Source organism: Bacteroides sp. AM16-13 (assembly GCF_003602705.1).
Classification (GTDB): Bacteria; Bacteroidota; Bacteroidia; order Bacteroidales; family Bacteroidaceae; genus Bacteroides; species Bacteroides xylanisolvens.
Genome location: NZ_QTLK01000002.1, coordinates 116,797 through 140,606 on the forward strand (window position 1 = coordinate 116,797; position 23,810 = coordinate 140,606).

The 23,810-nt window shown below is 46.3% G+C and carries 11 protein-coding genes; 2 read left to right on the top strand and 9 right to left on the bottom strand.

All coding sequences use genetic code 11. The features are described 5' to 3' along the window. Nucleotides 1-29: 29 nt before the first annotated feature. A complete protein-coding gene (locus DW173_RS01935) occupies nucleotides 30-3,347 on the bottom strand; it encodes a glycoside hydrolase family 2 TIM barrel-domain containing protein (RefSeq protein ID WP_120143551.1) in 3,318 nt (1,105 codons plus the stop codon). Nucleotides 3,348-3,603: 256 nt separating this feature from the next. Here DW173_RS01935 and DW173_RS01940 point away from each other — a divergent pair, with 256 nt between their 5' ends. Next, a complete protein-coding gene (locus tag DW173_RS01940; RefSeq protein ID WP_004314671.1) occupies nucleotides 3,604-5,103 on the top strand; it encodes a sensor histidine kinase in 1,500 nt (499 codons plus the stop codon). On the opposite strand, the gene DW173_RS01945 is transcribed toward DW173_RS01940, so the two are convergent. The 3 genes from DW173_RS01945 to DW173_RS01955 all read right to left on the bottom strand — a co-directional run bounded on the left by DW173_RS01945 (nucleotide 5,100) and on the right by DW173_RS01955 (nucleotide 13,261). After that, on the bottom strand, nucleotides 5,100-5,945 hold the full coding sequence (locus DW173_RS01945; protein ID WP_004314666.1) for an AraC family transcriptional regulator: 846 nt from the start codon (nucleotides 5,943-5,945) through the stop codon (nucleotides 5,100-5,102). The two genes, DW173_RS01940 and DW173_RS01945, sit on opposite strands and share 4 nt — an antisense overlap. A gap of 200 nt (nucleotides 5,946-6,145) precedes the next feature. Beyond that, nucleotides 6,146-10,336: a malectin domain-containing carbohydrate-binding protein gene (locus DW173_RS01950; protein ID WP_120143553.1), complete on the bottom strand. Its 4,191-nt coding sequence runs from the start codon at nucleotides 10,334-10,336 to the stop codon at nucleotides 6,146-6,148. 225 nt (nucleotides 10,337-10,561) lie between these two features. Then, on the bottom strand, nucleotides 10,562-13,261 hold the full coding sequence (locus DW173_RS01955) for a hypothetical protein (protein WP_199722806.1): 2,700 nt from the start codon (nucleotides 13,259-13,261) through the stop codon (nucleotides 10,562-10,564). 219 nt (nucleotides 13,262-13,480) lie between these two features. Between DW173_RS01955 and DW173_RS01960 the strand changes: the two genes are divergently transcribed. Next, nucleotides 13,481-15,913: an ATP-binding protein gene (locus tag DW173_RS01960; protein ID WP_120143555.1), complete on the top strand. Its 2,433-nt coding sequence runs from the start codon at nucleotides 13,481-13,483 to the stop codon at nucleotides 15,911-15,913. Nucleotides 15,914-16,059: 146 nt separating this feature from the next. On the opposite strand, the gene DW173_RS01965 is transcribed toward DW173_RS01960, so the two are convergent. The 5 genes from DW173_RS01965 to DW173_RS01985 all read right to left on the bottom strand — a co-directional run bounded on the left by DW173_RS01965 (nucleotide 16,060) and on the right by DW173_RS01985 (nucleotide 23,580). Continuing rightward, the gene (locus DW173_RS01965) at nucleotides 16,060-16,989 is read right to left on the bottom strand and encodes a hypothetical protein (protein ID WP_120143557.1); all 930 of its coding nucleotides are present in this window, start codon (nucleotides 16,987-16,989) and stop codon (nucleotides 16,060-16,062) included. 146 nt (nucleotides 16,990-17,135) lie between these two features. Further along, nucleotides 17,136-19,409 (bottom strand): fimbrillin family protein, encoded by a 2,274-nt coding sequence (locus tag DW173_RS01970; protein ID WP_120143559.1) that lies wholly within the window; start codon nucleotides 19,407-19,409, stop codon nucleotides 17,136-17,138. A gap of 46 nt (nucleotides 19,410-19,455) precedes the next feature. Beyond that, nucleotides 19,456-21,555 carry a fimbrillin family protein gene (locus DW173_RS01975; protein WP_120143561.1) on the bottom strand — a complete coding sequence of 700 codons (2,100 nt, stop codon included), beginning with the start codon at nucleotides 21,553-21,555 and terminating at the stop codon, nucleotides 19,456-19,458. A gap of 34 nt (nucleotides 21,556-21,589) precedes the next feature. Then, nucleotides 21,590-22,213: a hypothetical protein gene (locus DW173_RS01980; protein ID WP_233562077.1), complete on the bottom strand. Its 624-nt coding sequence runs from the start codon at nucleotides 22,211-22,213 to the stop codon at nucleotides 21,590-21,592. A 254-nt stretch (nucleotides 22,214-22,467) separates the two neighbouring features. After that, nucleotides 22,468-23,580, bottom strand: coding sequence for a DUF3575 domain-containing protein (locus tag DW173_RS01985; RefSeq protein ID WP_199722807.1), 1,113 nt, complete (start codon nucleotides 23,578-23,580; stop codon nucleotides 22,468-22,470). Nucleotides 23,581-23,810: the final 230 nt, after the last annotated feature.

Sequence of the window (23,810 nt, forward strand, 5' to 3'; positions counted from 1 at the left end):
TTTATTATTGTGTTAGTTATTTATTGCTATTATTGTTTACTACTGATACGGAGATGCAACGTATGTTCTTTTTTCTCTATGGCATATTTCTTCAATACACCCGGTCCGCAACTACTGTTTCCTAATCCAAGTACGGCAGCATCCATACTAAGAATAACTTCTGCACGTGGTTTTAAATCGCAATCGTGAGTTTCTTCATAGATGTCTTGTACGGTGTAATGCAGGGCAGATGCAGAAAATGCGTTTTCTACCGCGTCAACACGAATGCCTTTATTCTGTTTGTCGGTCAAGGTAAGATAATGCACTTCCTCTTTGTTTCCACTGTCCTGCGGACGTGGATAATGTACGTATTGGTCTGCAACGCTTCCTTTCCAAAGCCCTATCATAGCAGATGTTTTGCGGTCAGGATAGTTATCCTGTGGTCCTCTGCCATACCAGGTAAATGTATCATAAGCAGGCGCCAGACAGAATGCGATTCCTAAACGGGGAATTTCAGGAAGAACTCCTTGTGGCAAGAAAGTTGTTTTCAGATCAATCGTTCCATCTGAAAAGACCGTATAGACAGAAGTCGTCACCACTTTTCCTTCTTTATATAAATTACTTGTTTGAATCCGGACAATGACCGCCCCGTCTGCACGTTTTTCATGGCGGAAAGATTCCAGATTTATCTGCGGATGATCCATTCCATGCAATTTCCAGTCTTTAGCCAACCAGTTTCCGAAGCTCTTGTCATTATCTGTCGGAGCACGGAAAACTTGAGTGACAGGCTGAACCGGAAAATCATCGGAGTGAGCCAGCATTTCCTTGCCCTTATATATAAGGGAAGTCATACTTCCGTTCACTTTCTTTTCCCACTGAACAGAAAAACTGCGCCCACTAATCAATAAAGATTTATCATCCTCTTTCACCTGAAGTGCTCCTTTATTAATCAGATCGGTAGAGGCTAAATCTCCTTTCTGCAAGCAGAATTGTTCCCAGGCCACTTCATGTCCTGCCTTTGCCCAAAGAGCATCCGATTTCAAAACAATGCTTACTTTCAGCTGGTAATCGGAAAGAGTTTTCTCCGTTTTTTTATTGGTCTTACTAACTTTCTCATTTTTATTACTCAAAGAATAAATATCTTTTAATGATCGGAAAGCCGGCAAATCAATCGTTTTACTTTCGCCTGGAGTTATTTCCGGCAATGTTATTTCTCCCCGTTCTTTCTCCTTACCATCCACTGATAATGTCCACAGGCAACGATAAAGTGATAAATCAATATGATGATTCCGGTTGGTTACTCTCAACTCTCCATTCTCAACTCTCAACTCAACCGGTGCATATACCTTCTTTACCTCCCAATATTTAGGCGTAGTTTCACGGTCACTCATCAGCAATCCATTAAAGCAGAAAGCTTTTAAATTCGGCTTATCGCCAAAATCACCGCCGTAAGCCACCATGGTACGGCCATCGGGTAATGTCTTGTAGATTCCCTGATCTACCCAATCCCATATAAAACCACCTAGCATACGGGGATTGCTATATATCTCATCCCAATATTCCTTGAAATTTCCTAATGCATTCCCCATGGAATGTGCATATTCACTCGTCATCACCGGACGGTCGTCATTGGTACGTTCCGCAATTTCCAGCAACCGTTCCCAACGTGCATTTTCAGCGCGTTCCTTGTCTTCTCCCTCTGCAATGCCGGGATTTAAGTATTCCTGTTTCACCCGGGTATAAAAGCGGCTGATAACATCGACCGTCTTCGGGTCAGGATTTCCGTCCACTCCCTGCGCCCCCTCATAGTGTACAGGACGAGTGGGATCGAAATCATGCAGCCATGCCGAAATAGCAGCGAAGTTCGGTCCGTAACCGCTTTCGTTTCCCATGCTCCACATTACAATACATGGATAATTCTTATCACGTTCCGCCATACGGACCGCACGGTCCATAAATGCTGCATGCCAGTCGGGGGTACTTGCGAGTGTTCCACGCAATCCGTGTTCTTCTAGATCCGCTTCGTCCATCACGTACAATCCCAAGCTGTCGCATAGCTCGTACCAACGGCTTACATTCGGGTAATGACTGGTGCGCACAGCATTTATATTTGCCTGCTTCATTAAAAGAATATCCTGAAGCATTCGTTCTTCGCTCATGACACGTGCCGTCCGTGGATCATGTTCGTGGCGGTTCACTCCACGAAAACGAACCGGATTACCGTTCACTAACAGTTGTCCTTTTTTGATTTCTACAGAGCGGAAACCTACGGCCTGTTCTATCTGTTCTACGACTTTTCCTTCTCCATTTTGGAGAGTTAAGTGTAATTTATAAAGATAGGGTGTTTCTGCCGTCCATCTTTCCGGCGATTTTATAATGGCTGACAAACGTCCCATCTTACGCGGGCCACGCTGCGGATACCATTCATTCATCCGGCTTGCTTTATGCTCCAAATCAAGCATATCTTCCACATCACCTTTCAATGTGGCAACTTCTTTGCCTGAAGCATCCTTTAATACTCCCTGTAAGACATACCCTTTTCCGGTCATCCCTCGATATACACTGAATTGCGGATCAATCTGCAAAATAAAGTCTTCATGATCACCAGCAGACGCAGGAAGAGTGCGTACCGCATAATCACGGACATGAATATCCGGCGTATGTATCAGATGAATACTACGATGAATACCACCAAAACGCCAGAAATCCTGATCTTCCAGATAAGAACCGTCACTATATCGGTAGACTTCCAGTGAAATTTGATTTTCTCCGGATTTCAGATACTTCGTGACATTAAATTCACTCGGTTCCATACTGCCTTGGCTATACCCTACCCGTTTGCCATTGATCCAAACATAAAAGGCGCTCATTACGCCCTCAAACCGTAGAAAAGTCTGTCCATTCGCTTCCCATCCGGCCGGCAAGACAAAGGTACGACGATATTGCCCTACCGGGTTTCGTTCTTTATACGTGGTATAGTCAGTTTTCGGTTCTCCCATCACCCGTGGAGGATCTATTTTAAACGGATAGCCTGCTGAAACATAGATAGGCGTGCCATATCCGTTCACTTCCCAATTGGCGGGAACAGGAAAATCCGTCCAATCTTTATCATTAAAATTTGTCTGATAGAAATTCATGACTCTTTCATTGGGAACGGGAGTCCAACGGAATTTCCAGGTTCCGTCTAAAGAGATTGAACCGTCTCCTTTCTGTACAGAGAAAGGGGTAAAAGCGGCTCTTGCCGGTTCACGATTGATCTGGAGAACATGATGATTCTCCCAATCATGCATTGTTTGTGCCTGTGTAGGACTTACAAACAATGCGCCAAGCAGTAAAGTATATATTTTCATTCGTTCTTTTTTCTTCATATCAAGTAGACGGACGAAAGGGCATTTTGTACCCCTTTCTTTTATTGGAAAAGATGAAAGTTTCATTCTATTAATATTTGAATATCGAATATTAAAATAAGAATATTGTATTAACATTAAATATCTTGCAATTTAAAATAACCGTATAAGTCGCTCAAAAAGAGCTGTAAATATGTTATAATCTTCACAGAAATGGTTTTCTTTGTTATAAGATATGTCTCATATATCTTATATTCAGTACAAAACAATAAAAGAAATGGAAGATTACAAACAGACACTCTATAACGATGAATTATTAAACATTTTACCCGACGGAGTGATTATATTTGATACAAATGGAGAAGTTATACAACTCAATCAGCAGGCTTTTGCAGAACTGCATGTTCATCCGTCGGTCAATGATATGCTTCCCTTTCCTACCAATCGTTTATTTAAACTGCTAAATAAAAAGGAAGATATACTTTCGACTATTCTGGAAAAGATTCGTCAGGGAGAAAATACGTATTCATTACCTGAACATACCTTCATGCAAGAACAGGTTGATTACACACAATTTCCCATAAGAGGAGAATTTGCAACGATCAGGGATAGAACTAATTTAAACAAGATCTTATTCTTTTTCCGCAATATTACAGTAGAGCTTACACAGGAATATATTCTGAATACTGCTTTGCAAAGAACCAGAATCTATCCATGGTATTATGATATAAGTCGGAGTGAATTTACTCTTGACGATCGTTATTTTGAACATTTAGGTATTCCGGCAGGAGAAAATAATACTTTGACAATGGAGGAATATGTGAATATGATTCATCCGGACGATCGGCAACCTATGGCTGATGCCTTTGTTGTACAACTTAGTGGTAATACAACTTTTGACAAAACAGTTCCATTCCGTTTGCGCCGGGGGGATGGTACTTGGGAATGGTTTGAAGGGCAGTCAACTTATATTGCAAACATATCCGGCCATCCCTATCGGTTAGTGGGAATCTGCTTGAGTATTCAGGAATATAAAGACATAGAAAACACCTTAATCGAGGCACGTAAAAAAGCAGAAGAAAGCGATCGTCTTAAAATGGCGTTTTTAGCCAATATGAGTCATGAAATCCGTACGCCGCTGAATGCAATCGTCGGCTTTTCTGATGTTATAGGTTCCACTTATGATGAGTTAAGTGAAGAGGAACGTGCCGATTTCGTGCGACTAATCAGCATCAATAGCGAACATTTAGTACGATTGATTGACGACATACTTGATTTGTCCAAGATTGAATCAAATACGATTAAATTTACTTTCTCCAACTGTTCCCTTAACTCTTTAATGATGGACATAGAGAAAGAACAGGCAATGAAACCTATTTCCGAAATTGAAATAAAGTCATTATTACCGGATGAAGATGTTTATATCAACACAGATATTACACGCCTGAAACAAGTAATATGCAATTTCATTAATAATGCCCGGAAATTCACCCAAAAAGGATATATTCATTTTGGGTATACGCTTGATAACAGAAATGCGGATTCAGTACAAATATTTGTAGAAGATACCGGTTCGGGAATTCCGCAAGAATGTTTGAATGAAATCTTTGATCGTTTTTACAAAGTAGATACTTTTAAACAGGGAACCGGTTTAGGACTTTCTATCTGTAAAACGATTGTAGAACACCTGCAAGGAGATATCTCCGTTAAATCAGAGATTGGGAAAGGTAGTTGTTTTACCGTTACATTACCATTTGATAGAAAAACAGAAGATTAGCGTCCTCTATATTCTTGAGGGGTAATACCAGTATGCTGCTTAAAAAACTTATTAAAGAAGGAGATATTATTAAACCCTAAAGATAGAGCTATATTTTTTACAGGTTCATCGGTCGACTTTAAACGGGATTTAGCTTCCATCAAAATGACAGAAGCAATCACCTCTAATGGAGTATTTCCTGCCGCCTTTTTAATTGTAGAACAGAAATGGGGCAGGCTAAGTCCTAACTCATCAGCATAGAAAGATGTTCCGTGATGGATTGTATAATGTTTCATGACTAATTTTAAAAACTCCTGATAAATCTCATACTTTCTTGATTGAGAAGACAAATACCAATTATTCTGTAACTTATATATTTCTGTAGCCCCTTGGATAAACATGGTAAGAACAGCTTTTACTATCTCCTTATTTTCGCGCGTCCTAAGTGAAGCGTATGAAAGAATAGATGATTCATAAAACATTTTATAACTACAGGCCTGAAGTGGAGATAAAGCAACTATCGGATTCTCCATAATTACCGGAAGAAGGTGCTGGGTAGCTTTCATCAAATTTATACTTTCTATAAAATGAGATGAAAAGCCTGCATAATAAATCTGGATATCGGATGAGAATGTGTGCACCTCTAATATGCAATTAGGCGGCAAAGTTATTAAATCATTTTCACTAATATGATGGGTATTGGTATTGATCGTCACCTCCATAGTGCCTTTTATACAAAGAATAAATAAGCCGGATTCAATCTTACATGGAAAATTCTTATAGCTCTTCAGTAAATCTTTTGCGAATCCCTCTCCTACAATATAATCAACCGGCAAATCATACTTTGGTATATTACTTTCCATTATTGCTCTTTTTGTTTGTCCTCAAAGATAGAGATTATTTAATTCCTATCTTTTAAATAATTAAAATCGGAACATTGAATCATAAAAAAATAACATCTTTATTCTATTTCTAAGAAAATGATCCGAATATAAAGAAACGGGATGCGGAAAGTTTACCTTCTCCGTATCCCGTTTCTATTGAAATCAATTGATAGAAAGATTTATTGAATATCCAGTGCGTCAAAAGCAATTCCGTCCATATTTTCTGCCGAAAGTAATACTTTGTAATGTCCGGCATTGATAAAGGTTCCCGTAGTAGTGCTCATCATCTTCCATTTATCCGGTGTCTCCGGGAAGTTCAATACGTCCTCTTTCAATACTACTCCTTTTGAATCAATGAATTTCATCAAGACAGGTATTGGCTTTCCGGTAGTGTTCATATATTTAAAGCGAAGGGCGTACACTTGCGCCAATCCGGTAGAAACATTCCATTCAATGCTGTTGCCTTTTCCTTTACCAAAAAACACTCCCATCTGTTTGCGATGTTCTTTCTTTTGGTATTTGCCTTTCAGTACAGCGGTTTCCGCTTCGTATGATATACTGACACGAGCATTTTTGTCTTCCGGAAGTAGCTCTTTCGGAGTCTTTTCCATCACTTCTTTATCCGCCTTTTCCCAACTCCAGCCGGACGCAGGGAATACCGTCGGTTTCAGTTCCTGATCTGTGCTGGCAATAGCAATGCCCGAAATCAACGCTTGTCCTGCTTTCACTTCCGGGAAATGAATTTTCAACATTCCACCTTTCACTGTGGCATATACTATCTTCTTACAAACTCCGTCGTGACCGCTTTCAGCCCAAATATCCAAGTCGTCTAGTACAACAGAATCATTCACGGCAACATCGAATATGCGCAGTCCTTCACAGTCGGTAGAAGCGCTTCCACCTGTACCATGCCAAGGCTCTGTGAAATACAGTTCAATACGATATGTTCCGTCTGCTACAGGGAAACGATATTCCAGCTGATGACGTCCGAAGCGGAAATGTTGGAATAACGTCCAGTCACGAGTGCCACGAATCGGATCATTGGTGGTACGTTGACTGGCAAGATAAGGATTCAGATCCTTGAAATTCTCTGCCCATGAACGGGAATAATTCGTATTGTCCTGCAACCAGAGCTGTCCGAAGCTATCTGTATAATCATCCCCTCCACAGTTGAGACGATACAGATAATTATATCCTGCTTCTCCTTTCAAGATCTTTTTATCATCCTGATAAAGAAGTTCGAAGTTAGGGGCTTGCTCCAAGCCATTCAATAGGATCAGGTCTTCTGCTACCGGTTTACCTTTATAATATCCTACTGCACGAAGCACGTTATAACGAATATCCCGGTTTTCCCACATAAAATGAGTGCCTGTTCCGTTGTTCTTTTTACGTCCGAGGGAGGTTGCCTTTTCATTTGTCAGATCGTTGTATAGCAATACAGAATCACAATTGCTGTAAGCCTCGATAGTGGCACGGCGACGTCCCTTTTCAAAGCGGTTGGCCCATGTATGTGATACCAGGTAAACCATCGGGTCTTTTGCAGCCGGAACATAGTTGGCGCGATACATATAATATACGTCCAACGGTTCTTCCCACGGAGTAACCAATCCTTTATAATTGAACGGACCTACTTTATCTATCTTGCGATACGCTTCATCCGGTTGGCGGCGTCCGGGATTGTCATGACTGCTGTATATCCATTGGAATTGTCCGCAAACACTATCTTTAGCCTGTTCTGCCAAACGGATTTTAGTTTCCATCAACTGACACATACGGTCTTCACTCCACACTCCGTTCACCTGGAAATCTCCCGGCTCCGTATGTAGGTCGATGCTTCTCCACGCTCCATATTCTCCGTTCAACAATTGGTTTGCTTGAGAGAGCTCACGACCGTATTTCGTCACATCTCCTCCATACGTACCACTCCAATTTTGAATCACATTCCAGTCTGTACCCTCACCGCCATTACAGGTTGTTATGACACGCATTGTCTTTGCAGTCGGATCCATCTCCCGAATAATATCACTGCACTCCTGTGCAAACTCACGAGGCAAAGTGCTTTCATTCTGCAATCCCCACATCACCACTGACGGAGAATTACGACGTTCTTTCACCCATTGACGAAGCAACTTTTTAAAGTTCTCACGAAACTCCGGAGTGTCATACCACACGTGGGCGGAAAATTGTGTCCAAAACAAGATTCCCTCTTCATCCCAGTATTTTTGATAATCGAGATGATGGGGCTGATGAGCATCCCGGAACGCATTGAAACCGGCTGCACGTATCTGTTTTACCCTTGCGGCAACCTGTTCATTACTGAACGCATGGCTTTGTCCGAACTGATGCTCATACTCACATACTCCATTGATAAACACCGGCTTTCCATTCAGGTAAAAACGTCCGTCTCCATCGTTTCGTTTTACCGGCCAGCTAATGGTACGAATACCGAAGGGTGTCGAAATTTCATCCGTTGTCTTCGTATCGCGCTTAATCATGCTAGCCAATTTATAGAGATATGGATTTTCTGTATTCCACAAGACAGGATTCTCAACAGGAGCCTGCTGGCGAATCACTTTCATTTCTCCCGGAGCTAAAGTTACTTTTTCAACCAAACGGAAAACTTGTTTTCCATCGGCATTGCTTAGTTTATTGACTAACTCTACCGTTTCTGTTGTTTTACTATAATTCTTAACCTCTGTTTCTACAAATACGTTAGCAGCCTTTTCGTCATTCCAAATATGTACACCGAAAGGTTCTATGCGAATCTCATCCGTTACTTCCAATACCACAGGACGGAAGATACCTAACGGTTGGGAACCCTCACTGAATCCCCATTCCGATGAACATCCTCCACATACCCAAGGCATATCGGCAATCATTTCAGGATGCTCGGCTTTCACTTCCAGGCGATTTACTCCCTGTTTCAATTCATCTGTGACATCCAAAGTCAACGTAGTGCGCCCTATGGGATGACGACCGAAGTCCTTTCCGTTCACTGTAATGGTGGCGTATGTACCCACTCCTTCAAAGCGAAGGAAATATTTTTTAAGTTGAGAGTTGTTGAGGATGAAGTCTTTTTTGTAAAGAACGGTTCCGTGAAGATTGCCGTGAGTCAATTGACGATACCCATAATAATCATCCCAGTTATGAGGTATATTCACAGTCTTTTCACTCTCAACTCTCAACTTTCCATTCTCAACTCTCCAAGTTTTCCAGCCTTCATTTAATTCAATAATTTGCCGGCGGTTCTTGATTTCCGGTTTCGGGAAACGGACAGCCGAACGTCCCATCGGCTTACTGGTAGCAATGGCAATGCCACGTTGCTCTGCGTTGTTTACCGCACAATAGAAATGATAAACCACTCCGTCATGTTTCACCACATAGCTCTTATGAGCAAACAGTTCATCGTAGTTCTTGGAGGGGATAATCAGGTCGGCCCCTTTCCAGTCGGTCCAGTTCACTAAATCATAGCTGGCGGCAAATGTATTGAATGCTTTATATTTACGCGAAGGTTCAAAAGCAGAGAAATAAAACATCACATACACATCTCCCATCTTTTGGATATGCGCATCTCCTGTAATGGTTCCATCAGCTTCATGCGCAAAGACCGGATTTCCGGAGTAGCGTTTCCATGTTTTCATATCTTTGGAAAGCGCAATGCCGACACGTTCGCCCTTTAAATTCGTTTCCGGATGATGCCCGCCCGCGTTGTAATACATCACAAACGGAGCTCCCAATGTTTTATCTTTATCCCAATAAACGGTACTCTTATATTGAGTCAGTTTTTCCCACCATTGGGCATCTTTATCATGGATGCTCAAAATCGGTTTGTCCAGAGATTCCCATTCATGTGCCGTAGAAATATCTCCTTTCGTCCATGCCAGTCCGACATAAAGCGGAGCTTTTACAGCTTCGTAGCCCGTTCCTTCACCACCGATATAAGTCATCCAATGGCGACCTTTATAAGTCTGAAGCTCATAGCTTCCACCCCATTCCATATCCGGCAATGCAGGAAATCCGCCACGCTGATTGCAGTCCCATTTTCCATCCCGATAAGAAAGAACCCGTCCCAAAGTGCGCCATTCGAGCAAATTATCACTTTCTGCTATCCAGGTTTCATAACCACGACCATCGGTTCCACCTTTACCGTTGTAAACCACATAAGTCATCAGCCACTTGTCTCCCTGGCGAAAAACGGTAGGACAATCAATCTTATGATAATTGTCTGCCGGGGCAACTGCGAGCCCGTACTTGTATGGTGTCTTTACTTCCTCGTAAATCTGCTCCATTCGTTCCTGCGGAACTTCCCTTTGCGCATACAGAGAGAAAGTGGTGGCTATACTAAAAACTGCCAGCAATAACTTCTTCATGATACTTTTTCTAATCGTTTAATACTTAAATAGTGCATAACCACTAAATGATAATTTTGCGGAGTGCCCTGAAAGGGCTTAATTATATAGCGTAGGGCGTTGCCCTACGCTATATAATTAAGCCCTTTCAGGGCACCCCAATAAATATATAATTGTAAGGCTTTCAGCCTAACTGCAAAATTCTCATTTAACTGCAAAATTCCCATTTTAACCGATAAATTCCCATTAATAAAACAACCAATCCATTGTCTCTTCATCCCCGGCAAGCCCGGCATTACGAACTTTCGTTTCCGCAGCCGTGAATCCTAACACTTGCAGATAACCTTTGGGTAACATCAATGTATGCTTTCCAGCCGGAAAACTATATGCATGCACATTTGCCAAAGGCATTCCGTTGATACGGACAGCATTCGTCAACACGGGTTCCGCCTGACCGTAATCATTGGCTGATGCATCAATTTCCAGTTTCGGAGCTTTTGCATACTTTTTCTGGTCGTCTTTGAAATAAGCGACTAACAATTTCACCGGAGCATCCGTTTCGAAAGTGATGCTTGTGCCTTTCTCTCTCTGCTCATTTCCATTGAAACGGAGCGCCTTCATTCCTTTCAATTCCGGAGCTACTGCTTCTATCTTACCTGGGACATCCACAAATAAAGAAATACCCTCATCCACTTTCACTGTCGGATAATTAGAGATCAGTTTCACGTTTGCAGGAGTCCAGGCAGCAATCTCGATAGTTTCAGTCACCGCATTTCCATTCTGTTTTTCTTTCAACAAAGCGAGGTTGGCTTTGAAATTTTCCAATTCCTTCTCATAGTGTACCAGCAATTCTTTCCAAGTCTTATTCTTTCCATCATCTCCACCAATAGGAATACGACGTTGGGCAGTCTGCATACTGTTGGCATACAAGTAATGTTCGTTCGTCAGTTCCACCAATTTGCGATAGTGTTCCAAGCTTTGTTCCATCAAAGGAATAGCTTCTTCAAGATTCTTAATCTCTTTTCCCCATTGATAATCCAATACCAGTTTGGCAGCTTTCACTTTCAGGTTGAACGCATACGCAAATTCACGATAACAATGCATATCATTCTGCAAACGTGCAAATTCATCCTTATTTGAAGAGACGGAACCTGCTGCTTTATCAATAGCCGCTACTGCTTTATCTCCATGTTCTATTACTTGAGCAACAATATCCAAAGGCATTTCACCTACATGAGGTTGCTTTTTCCATTCTTTTTCTACATACTCTATCAGCTTCTCTCCTTCCGGTCCGCAACTTTCATAGAATCCCGGATAGATCGTATATTTGTACGGATTGACAAGCTGACTCATAAACATACCCAGCAATAACGTTTGGCGATTTCCTTCTGTGATACCGAAACGACGCAATAACTTCGGAGCAATCTCACCGCTTTCTTCATAAGCTACACGGATATTGCTTGCATTTTCGTCAGATGTTCCGTAGAATTTGCCTAACTGATGGTTCCAGTAACCCATTTCATCTGTACGGTCGCGATGGCAGTTCCACGCATAGCGTCCCCAGGTCTGATACCAGATCCAATCACGATCCAACTGGAATTCACGTTCATTGTTCGGTAGTTTGTCAGCCGTATAAGGCCAGTCCCAATATGAAGCCTGCGGATAAAGGTGCAACGCATTGGCACCGTGTACATTGTGCATGGCAGTGACCGCCTTTTGTACGAAATCCGGAGACCCCCAGCGGAACGGTTCCAAATTTGCCAGGATATGTACGTTACTGATATGAATGGAACCCAACGAACTCAAATCCGTATGAATTTTCGACCAGGGGCCACGAGGTTCGTAGGTAGTCAACGATTCACCATTATACTTATGCATCGTATAAAGATTCTTATAGAGCGGCAAGGCAGCGTCCATCACCAGTTTGCAGTCCGTGTCGTGTGCACGCAACAAAAGAGGCGGTTCATCCGTACGTCCCAATGCCTGTAATCCGTCTTTCACTCCCGGAATAATTGTTTTAGTAAACCATTCCACATCGTCCTCCACTGTACACATCGCTTCACCCAGACAAACAAGTAATCCTACATTGGGATATTTTTCAATGAAAGCGGCAATACTCTTGCGTGTATAATCGGCAATCAGAGGAGTAATAGGACGGTTACGATCCTGTGTTTTCAGTCCGTAATGTTCAGCAAAAGGTTTGGAAAGAATGATATTATAAAACATCTGTATGACAAAGATACCGCGTTTGTCCGCTTCTTCCGTGAGGAAAGAGAACATTTCTTCGTTCATTTTGAAAGTTTCTTCATCTACTTCCAGCGCAAACGGATAATCTTCCAGTTTCACCAATGACGCAAACGGATGGCCATTCCAAAGGTACAGTGAATTCATGCGGTTGGCAACCAGCATATCCAAGTATTTAATCCACTGTTCCTTATCATAAAACCAGGGGAAACTTTCCGGCGTATACGGATATTCGTATACACCATGCCCCGGCAGGTAGGTCATTTTCTGTAATCCTACACATGCACCACGCAATACCATTTCAGGACCGTCTTTCAGTTCCTCCGGGAAGTTCAACTTACCATCCGAATCATTCACACGGTCAATCAGTTCACGGCATCCGTAAATGACACCACTCCCATCCCTGCCGGACACTCTGGTCAGATTGCCCGTCGTCGAAATATGAAAACCTTCTTTCTTGAGCGTCGTGTCATTTACTTCCGTCAAGAGAATCGTTTTGATTTCGGGATCGGAGAATGTCGTGTCTCCCTGTTGCATCATTACCTGATAACCGGCTTTATCCAAGGTAGTCTGTAACTGCTCCGCACCAAACAAAACACGATTTGACGCATCCGGCGGAGTCATAATCTTCACGGTTTGCCTGCCACACGCTGCCAAAAAAAGTGTGCATGCCGCAAACATGAATAATCTGGTATTTTTCATTCTTCTGATATATATTATAGATTATATAATTCATTTCTTCACTAAGAGAAAGACGAAATAATCCCCTGTTTGTACTCATTCGTCTCTTTTTCCACTTTTCAGCACCAAATTTCCACTTTCATTCTGCTGTGATATGCAAATGCCTCATTATTTAAAAGTTATGCTTATCTTTGCAGGCTAGTGTCTTATAATATAAAACAGAAAACAAGAGCAAACAATATGAAAGAACAAACAAATTATGACTATGAAAAATACGTTCAGATAGCACAGATGGCCAAAATGGGATGGTGGGAGTCAGATTTGAAGAATAAAGAATATATCTGCTCTGACTTTATTGTTGACTTACTCGGCCTTGAAAGTAACCGCATCAGTTTCACCGAATTCCACCAAAGAATACGTGAAGACCACCGGCTGCGTCTTAAAAATGAATATATGTCTCTTTCTTATCTGGAGACATACGAACAAATGTTTCCAATCCGGGCAAAAGACGGGGAAATATGGGTGTACTCCAAGATTAATTTCCAAAAGCCCGATGAAGAGGGATATAGGAATATGACGGGCTTTCTGCAATATATTGACAGACCGATCGATACTACGAATGGAAACATTGATTTCTTTCAAGTAAGCAATTTGCTTTACCAACAAACTAATATTTCATATTCATTGCTTGCTTTTCTGCAATGTGATGATGTTACTCAAGTGGTTAACAAGACGTTAGGAGATCTCCTTCACCAATTTTTGGGCGATCGTATCTATATCTTCGAAATAAACAGAAAAGAACAACGCCAGGATTGCACTTATGAGGTTACCGCCGAAGGAATATCCAAGGAACAGGAGTTCTTGAGCAATATTCTCTGGGACCCTTCTACCTGGTGGAATCATCAGATAGCTGAAAGAAGGGCTATCATACTGAACACGCTGGACGACATGCCCGAAGAAGCTGCGGAATATCGTCAGACGTTGGAGATGCAGGATATCAAGTCGCTGATGGTAGTTCCGCTAATCTCTAAAGAAGAGGTATGGGGCTATATGGGAATTGATATGGTAAGAACGCAGCGTAGCTGGAGCAATGTGGATTATCAATGTTTCTCCTCTCTCGCTAATATTATCAGTATTTGCATCGAATTGCGAAAGTCGGAGTTACAAGCCAAAGAAGATCGTCTTGCTTTGGACAACAGCGAGAAGATATTGAGAAACATCTATAAGAATCTTCCGGCTGGCGTCGAACTTTACGACAAAGACGGTTATCTGGTAGATATTAATGATAAAGAGCTTGAAATATTCGGCTTGTCTGACAAGCATGAGGCACTAGGAGTTAATCTGTTCGACAATCCCAATATTCCTTTAGAGGTTAAAGAGAGATTGAGAGCGAAAGAAGATGTAAACTTCTCCATCAATTATGACTTCTCAAAAATAAATCAATATGTAGATAGCCGGAGAAATGGGATTATTAATCTTACCACTAAGGTTACTGCTCTCTATGATTCTCAAAATCGATTTATCAACTATCTGTTTATCAATATAGATACGACGGAAACGACCAATGCATACACCAAGATACAGGAGTTTGAGAATCTGTTTCTTCTAATCGGTGATTATGCCAAGGTAGGATTTGCTCATTTCAATGTATTGACAAGAGACGGATATGCCCAAGATACATGGTACAGGAATTTGGGTGAAAAAGAAGGTACTCCCATGCCGCAGGTTATCGGAGTGTATACACATGTGGTTCCTGAAGATCAGGCTGTTCTGAAAAACTTTGTACGCGAAGTGAAAGAAGGGAAAGCAACCAGTTTGCGTAAAGAAGTTCGTGTATGCAGGGAGAATGGTAAATATACATGGACCAGCATTAACGTAATGGTTAGAGATTATCGTCCGCAGGACGGTATTATTGAGATGTTGTGTATCAATTATGACATCACGCCTTTGAAAGAGACTGAACAGAAATTGATTATTGCCCGTGATAAAGCGGAAGAACTGGATCGTCTGAAGTCGGCTTTCCTGGCTAACATGAGCCATGAGATCCGTACTCCTCTCAATGCTATTGTCGGCTTTTCCAGCCTTCTGGCAGAAACGGACAGCAGAAGCGAACGGCAGGAATATATCAAGATTGTGCAAGAGAATAATGAACTTCTCTTGCAACTGATATCGGACATCCTCGATCTTTCGAAAATTGAAGCGGGTACATTCAATTTTGTATATACCAATGTGGATGTAAACGAGACTTGTTCTGAAATTATCAAATCAATGGGTATGAAAGTGGGTAAAGGCGTTGAACTGATTTTAGAGGAACCATTCCCGGAATGTTATATCTATACGGATAAAAACAGATTCACCCAAGTAATCAGTAACTTTATAAATAACGCGTTAAAGTTCACCCAACATGGCAGTATCACCCTGGGATATGAACAAGTATCCCATCAGAAAATAAAATTCTATGTGCGCGACACCGGAATGGGAATACCGGAAGAAAAGCAAAAGAGCGTATTTGAACGTTTTGTGAAGCTGAATACTTTTGTTCAGGGTACAGGACTGGGACTTTCTATCTGTAAGAGCATTGTTTCCCAAATGGGAGGAGAAATTGGCGTGGATTCGACCGAAGGAGTAGGCTCCTGCTTCTGGTTTACACATCCGTACCACGCTGCTGACTAGACTGACTATATGTGAAAGGGGGTATTCAATGAATGATGGTTAGTACTTATAATTATGAATAGCCTCCAACAAGGACCGGCTGCAGAATTCTGCAGCCGGTTCTCTCTTTATACCACTATCTTTTACCATTTTCCTTTTTCTTTTTCTTACATTCCTCCGGGCGTCACGTTGCCGTTTCCGAGGTCGGGAAGGGTGTAGGCCTGTCCGTAGTAGTCTGTGGCACTGGTGGTGGTGGCGGTACCGGGCCGGGGCGTGAAAGTCCACGTGGCGCCGCCGCTCCGGGTGAGGGTGATGGTGGCGGGGGGGCCCTGGACATCCGCAACCGGGAGGAGGAAGATGTCTCTGGGGGCGTCGGCGGCAGGGAGGTCGAGAGGGATGGCGTCGGTTTTAATATTCAGGATACCACCAGCCAGGTTACAGATCGCATAGTATCTGTAATTTTTCATCTGCACGCTGTAGTCGGCGGGGATGCGCATGCGGGAGCAACGGTAGGTGAAGTTGAGCGTGAGGGGCTGGCTCAAGTCTGCGACACCAGAACCGGCCTCCATCACCGGGACGGAGGAACCGCTATAGGGAGCCGGGATAGTGATTAACCCGTTCGCGTCCGGTTTGCTGTTGCCCGCGTAGAAGGCGCGGATGCGTGCCTCCACATATTGGGTGCTTCCGTCGGCTTGGTCGTAGATAAGGGTACGGTTGAAGGTGGCTCCGTTAAGGTTAGGATTCAACTCTAAACTGTTGGCTTCGTCCCCGGTGAGGTGGCGCCACGTGGTGCCGGCGTATTTCAGGGCGGAATAGTGGATAGTAGTCTCGTTGGTGTCATTGGTGAACTCCACATACAGCCACACCAAGTCCCCCTCTTCCCACTTCATCCCCTCATCCGTCTGCACGGCGCGGGTTTCGGGCAGAGTGGTTCCGTCGGCGCGGGTCAGGGTGCCGTCGGTGAAGGCGGGCTTCGGGCCCACGGTGATGTTGAGCGAGTGGCGGTCATCGGTAGGCGCTTCGTCGCCGGGGAGATTGTCGGTGCAGCTCCACGCGCATAGGGCGGAGAGCATTAGTAAAAAGATGTTGCGTATCATATCGATCTATCGTTTTTTCAGGTTTGTCATTTTCTTAGTCTTTAAGTTTATAGCTGGCGTCGGAGAATCCGGACCTTATTCCTTTCCGGGATCTCCCGAAAGCAGGAATTTCATCATTGCCAGGCTTTCGGGTTTCCCACGACGAGCTACTTATTCTCGCCGTTCCACTCCATATTGGGAGCGGGCCAGAGGTCTTCGCCGTTGTTCCAGACAGAGCGGTCAAACACCCTTTCAACTACGCTGATGCCGTAGGCGGGCGTGGCGGAAGCATCGTAGATGGTGGTGGAGAAATCATAGCCCCACCAACTATCAGCTACTGTCTCTTTTATCTCCCCCTTTAACGGTGCCATGTTATAGGCGATATTATGCTCCTTTGCCTCCAGCCCCGATGTCCCTTTGCCTCCGGCTCCCGCACCGAAACATTTCCTTACGGTGCTCGTTCCGCTGCTATAGCCGACAATGGCACCGGCAGACCCGGGTATGTTGCCTCCCGTCGTAGCCGTAGCAGTGCCCCGGGCGTAGCTATATTCGAGGTCTCCCAAAACGCTGTTATACCCCACCAGTCCGCCAGCATAGGCGTTCACGGCCTTCGTGCCCGTATGGGTGACCGTGACGTCGCCCGTTGCCTGGCACGCATAGATATCGATTCTGTATGATCTGTCGTTATCGTTGCTTCCGTTGTATCCGGCTATCCCTCCGGCGCAGAGGGGCACCGAGAAGGTCGTCGCCCCCGTCCCGGTTAGGCTTACGTCGCCATCTGCCCGGCAGGCAAAGAGGATGTTATTACCATAGCTGCAGATGCACCATCCTGCGATTCCTCCCACATGGACGAGGTTTGTCAGCGTCACATCCACCTTGATGTTTACCGTCGTATGGCAACGGTTGATGGAACAGCTATTAACATAGCCCACCAGCCCACCGACCAAAGCGGCACCGCCGGAATCGGTGGAGCCGGTGACTTCTATTGCCCCCTCCGCCGAGCAAAGGGTCACCGCTGCGCTTCTGACCAGGCCGGCGAGCCCGCCAGTGTATCTGCCGATCGTGCCCGTTATCTGCACATCCCGCAGGTGGATACCCGTCAGCAGGGCAGGCGAGTTGACAGAGCCGAAGAGACCGTTATTGCCTGCCCCGTGATTGGATTTGATACGCAGCCCCGAGATGGTATAGCCGTTGCCGCAATAGATGCCTGTGTAGCTGTCGTTGCCTATCGGCTCCCAATCTGCCGCCAGCGCCCGCAGCGCGGCATCTTTAGACCCGGCCAGTTCCTGCAAGTCGATGTTCGCCACCTGCAGGGCGTTGAGGTCAGTCTTTCCCGAGCCCGCCGTCACTCCGTCGCCATTCACATCGCGGGCAAAGCGTGCGAGGTCTTCCGCCGTGCGTATCAGGCGGAACTCCTTACCGTCGATCTTCGTGGTCAGGATGCCGTCCTGCCAGGGCACGTCGCTGTCGGTCACCGTCACTACCAGGCGGTTTTTCTCGACGGTCACGTTGTAGATGTATTCGTGTCCGCCTTCCAGCATGCTGCCGCTCTCCGCCGCATACCCCAGTTCAGTGCCATCGGAGAGCCGGGCACTGATGAAGAGTTTGCCGCTCACGTCCTGCGGGGGCAGCAGGGCTTCGTAGGCCACAGCGTAGCCCGCGGGGGTGGCGGCACAACGGTGAGGGGTGACGGTTTGCGGTTGCAACTGATTCCCTCCGGTAGGGACATGGGCTGTCAATGTCCCGGTCTGGGGGTCGATGTCCGCTACTAGGAAGATATTCTTGTCGCCCAGCAGCACGGAGGCACCTGCCACTTCCTCGCTGGTGAGGGAGCCACCGGGGCGGAGGCGGACGACGACGCGCGTCATGCCGTGGCGGAAAGTGAGTGCGGGGTTGCCGCGGTCGAGCGACTGTGCGGCATAGACGTAGTCACGTTCTTCATAATCTTTATCTTTACTCTGGTCTTTGGCGACAGCACATTGAAAAACATATCCTTCATTGACATCATACATGATAACTCCTGTGGGCCCGTAAGCAAGGACATCTTTTCCGGTTTCCCCGCTTTTCCACTCAGGAGGTGTGGGGTCGACGTTCAAGGCGGAGATCGTGGGGTCGTGCACGAAGCCGCCGGCTGTGCGGTAAACGAAGACTTTCCGCTCGCCGTCTATGTGGACGAGAATCCAGTCGCCTTCCTCGAAGGTTCCGTCGGGGATGGCACGTGAAGTGGGAGCATTGCCGTTGTCGTGCCCTTCGCGTGTGGCGATGGTGGCGCCGAAGGTGACGGAGGTGCCGTCGCCGCCGGTAGGGTTTTCCGGCTCGTTGTCCGCGCTGCACCCGGTGAGGGCTGCCAGCGTTGCCGTCACCGTTATCGCCGTGGCAAGCCACAGGCGGATGCTGTGCCGCCGGATGGCCTTCGGGATGATATGGTTGTGTATCTTCATATTCTCTTATTCTTTTATTTCTTATTTGGATGAATGGTGGGCGCGGCTACTTGCGGTGGAGCACGGGCAGGTTGCCGTCGGTGACTTCCCAGATGGTGGCGAAATCCCAGGGGGTGAAGGTGTCGGTGTAGCCATCGGGACGTTGGTAGCTCTCCGCCCATCTTCCCTGTCCCATCCACCATGAGGCGGCAGGCTTGGCATCGCAGTCCGCACCGTCCAGTTTATCGGATCCTTTTTCTCCGGAAGCGGTCAGCGCTGCCGAGGCATAGTTGTTGACTATGTAACCGCCGCTGCTTCCTGTTATGCGGTGGATCTTGGTATTCAACTGCCCATTCTTGCCTGATATGCTGCTGTTGAGTGCGGCAGAGTTGGCAATATAGTTGTTGTTAACTCCTGCAATGCCTCCCAAATACACGTACTGGGTAGTAGCCGTGCTTTTTATCTCTCCGGTGGCATAACAATTGTAGATATTCCCTTTATTATCTCCCGCGATGCCTCCGACTTCAAGGGCGTTCATCTTTCCCGTTGCAGTCACCGTGACATTGGAGATGCAATCGGTGATGGTGCCGCTGTAGCTGTACCCGCAGATTCCTCCCGCGTAGTAATATGTGCTTTCATCGGTGCCGTCTGCCGTTATCTGCCCGTCCACCCGCAGGCGGCGCACTTCTCCCCCATCAATATTGGCAAAGAGAGAAAAATAGTAATTGCTGGCGTTGCTGATGTTACCGAATACTGCCCGTATCCCCTTCACCCCATTGAGGGTAAGGGTATGCCCTCCGCCATCGAATGTTCCCAAGAAAGGTTCACTACTGCTGCCTCCACTATAGTAATGGATAGCCTCCCAGTTATCAAGCACCAAATCGTTACAGAGGCGGTAATGCTTCCTTATATTCTCGTAATTCGCCCCTATCTCCTTCATCCCCTGCGCATCCGTGATGAGAACAGGCTTTTCTTTCGTAGAGCCATCGCCCGACCATAGGGCATAGAGGGTGAGGTTTCCGGCAGGCATCGTCAGCTTGCTGTTTTTGGCATAAAACTCGCCGCCGCCTTCGGGCAGGGTGTTCCATCCAGCGAAGGTTTTGCCGGTTGGAGGCGTCAGGGTGGTGCCGTCGTTCAGGGTTGTCGTGGCGCCTTCAAGAACTTTGGAGTTGTTCACCATGCCCGTGCCGCCGTTGGCGTCGTAGGTCAGGGTGCGGGCTTCCTGCAGGGTGATGTCCTTGCTGCCGCCGTCCGTCCAGTCTTTAATATCGGCTTTGCTGATTTCGATGCCGGTGCGCTCCACGTTTACATTAAAGGTATAGGAGGTGGAGGGGGCAAGGGCTTCGCCCGCCGTGCCGGATGGGAAAGTGAGCGCGGCGCCGAAGGTGGTGCCGTTCAGCGTCAGTTGCAGGCGCACGGAGTTTGCGGGTTGCGGCCAGAGGATGGCGGTGCCTGTGGGCTGTCCCGCGGTGGTTATGGTGGGCAGTTTTTCGAGGGTGGACGCCGTGCCCGTGGCTTGGGCTTCACCGGTGAGGGTGTTGAAAGTTCCTTCCGTTGCCAGTCCGGTGAGGGTGTAGGTCAGCCCGTCCGTTGGGAGTACTGTTCCGGCACCCGCCTTGAAGTTCAGGATGATGCGGCTCATGCGGTGTGAGAACTGAAAATCGACCTTCGGGTTGCTGCTTTGGGCTGTTTGCTGCGCCCAGAGATAGTCGATGGCGGGCAGGTTTGCCGTGCTCTGGTCGGCAACGGTGAGGGTTCTTGTGATGACGCCGTTGCTGCCGGGCTTGGTGCCGTTCACACCCTCGTAGGGGTAATAAGCGGTGAACTCTGTCGGGGACGTATCCTGAAAGTAAATGGTGTTGTCTTCGCCCGCCGCACCGGATACGGGTTTGAAAACACTGCCGTCGGTTTTGTATTGGATATTGATATAGTTTGTTTTTCCCTTCGCGGAAGAGGTGGAAATGCCGATACAGTCGTCGGCATCCCATACCATATTTGAGGCGCGGGTGGATGTCACGTTGTCTGCCTTACCGATAGAGGCGGTGACAATGGCAGCGTTCGAGGCGTTGCCGACGGGTTCATTGTTCTCCTCGCTGCATCCTGCGGCGAGCATGGCTGCTACCACGGACGTGACAGCGAAAAGCCGGGTTGATGTGAATTGTTTCATCTGCTATTTGTTTTTAGTTTATGATTATACTTGATTATTCCATTCCGGCATTTACGTCACTGCCGCTTGTCTCCGTCCAGCCGATAATCGTACCGCCCGTTTCGGAATTTACCGGTGCATATACATCACCGGTAAGACGCATGGGATGGAGTTTGTCGGCATTGAAATCCTTCAACATTTCGCTAAGGTCGGTTTCCACCGTCTCTGTCCTGCCATCGCTGAAGGTAAGTGTCATGGCCATACGCTGTGCCGTTCCCGGAATTATTCCCGGCACCCACACGGCACCGACCAGTTTTCCTTCCAACCGGACAAAAGGAAACGGCACGATAGCCGCAACGCCCGTCACTTCGCCCGTGCGCAAGTCGATGGACGCCGCCACTCCTAACAACCGGGCTTCGATACCGGTAATACGCCTGGGATCTCCTTCGGTAACAACCACTTCGGATTCTATCTTTCGGAAGAGTTGCCGCATGGGTAACACGACGCTCGTCGTATCGTCCGCCACGACATCGGCTACCGTCGTGCCTGCTAACAATACGCCCGGTTCAGGGTGTTGCATCCCGGCGTTGTCCGGGTCATTGTCCACTGTCGCTATGCCGTCTTTTACCGTAACATGTGCCGCCGGGTTGTAGCCGAGCAGTTCCGTCGATCCCGGCACGAATAGTCCGGTAAGTGCGGCAACCGGTTCATGCAGGGTGAAGGATGTTCCCGCTGCTTCCGTGATGTATTCCGCGGGAGCGGCTATGCCTTCGCCCCGCCGGGTCCAGTCGGCGGTTATCACGATGGCCCCTTTGTCGGGGTGCGGCGTGTTGTAAATCGGGTCTTTTACATCGCAACCCGCAAGGAACAGGGTCGCCCAGATGCAAAGTAATGTCATTGTAATTTTCATATATCACGTTTTTATAGTTCTACTTATTTGCTGCCGATAGTCCACACGAGGCTGATTCCTGCCTGCGTGGGTCCCCAGAAGTGCTTATTATTGTTCCGTTCCTTATAGACACGCACGCCGTCGGTCACGCCGTAACTGTCGTATTCAGACCGGGTATATCCCAAACCGAGATTGAAGTCAATGGAGAAACTGCGGGACAGATAGAGCTGGTAGCCTAAAGTTAGTCCTACATTCCAGCACTTCCCCTGATAACCGGTATCTTTGGATAGGACACCGCCCAGCATATACTTATATACATTGTATTCGCCATAGTTGCCTGATACCCCTGCATAAAAGCGTTTGTCGCGCAGCAGGTACCATCGCACTTCGGGCGAGAGCATCCATATCTTCTGTACCTTGCCGTGCTCACCGCCCCACCACGAAAGGCTGCCGTCCAGCTTCACGCCCAGATCACGGTTCACCCGCCATTCCACGCCGAGCGTGGGAAGCAGCATGGCATCATACAACACGTTCGTGCGCACGGCAAAACGGTAGAGTTGCTCCGGTTCTGACGGCAATCGCTCCGCGACGGGTGCGGGCTGTCGTTCCACGTTGGCTTCAGGTTGCTTCTCCGCTACGGGTTCTTCCTTTTTCTTCACGGTTACCTCTTGCGGTGCGGGGTCTTTCCGCTTTACTTCTTCTTTAGCCGGTTGCGGTTCCACGACGTTTTTGGCCGGAACACGGAGCTTCACTACCACTACATCTTTATTATTATAGTGCGCACGCGCGTAATTGGCCGTGACGAAATCCGTTTCTTTCAGTCCTTTCCGGGTGATAAGTTCCGATTTTACTCTGTTGGCACGAATAAATGCCGTGTGCAGATTCTCTTTGGCGGTTAGCAGCGAAGCGCAGTAGCCATCCACCTGCACGGGTATTTTGCCTTCTGCAATCTCTGCTTTGTGACAGTCAATCAACCCATAGAGCCGTTCCAGTTCCGCTTCGTTACCCGCACGGGTAAACATGTTCTCACCCGGAAGAAAACGGAAGGTGACAACCGTATCCGCCGCAGTAGTTTCAGATGCCCGTGCAGGGGAAATTCCGGTGAGCGAAACTCCCCAAAGCAAGAGAACTGATAGAATTTTGTGTAAATGTTTCATAAGTATGTATATTAAATTTTATGTTTTCATAGAATTATTATCACATTCAAACACTCTTAGTGAACTTTGTTTCTTATCATTATTACATAAAGGTATGTAAATACCAAATAAGGCAGGTGACAATTCAACAAAATCTGCTTTTTACAATTTGTCCTAATGGCATTTCTGGTTAGGACAAATCGTAAAAGGCGTGCAAAAAGGTATATTTTTACGTTTTTTGTCTTGAAAAT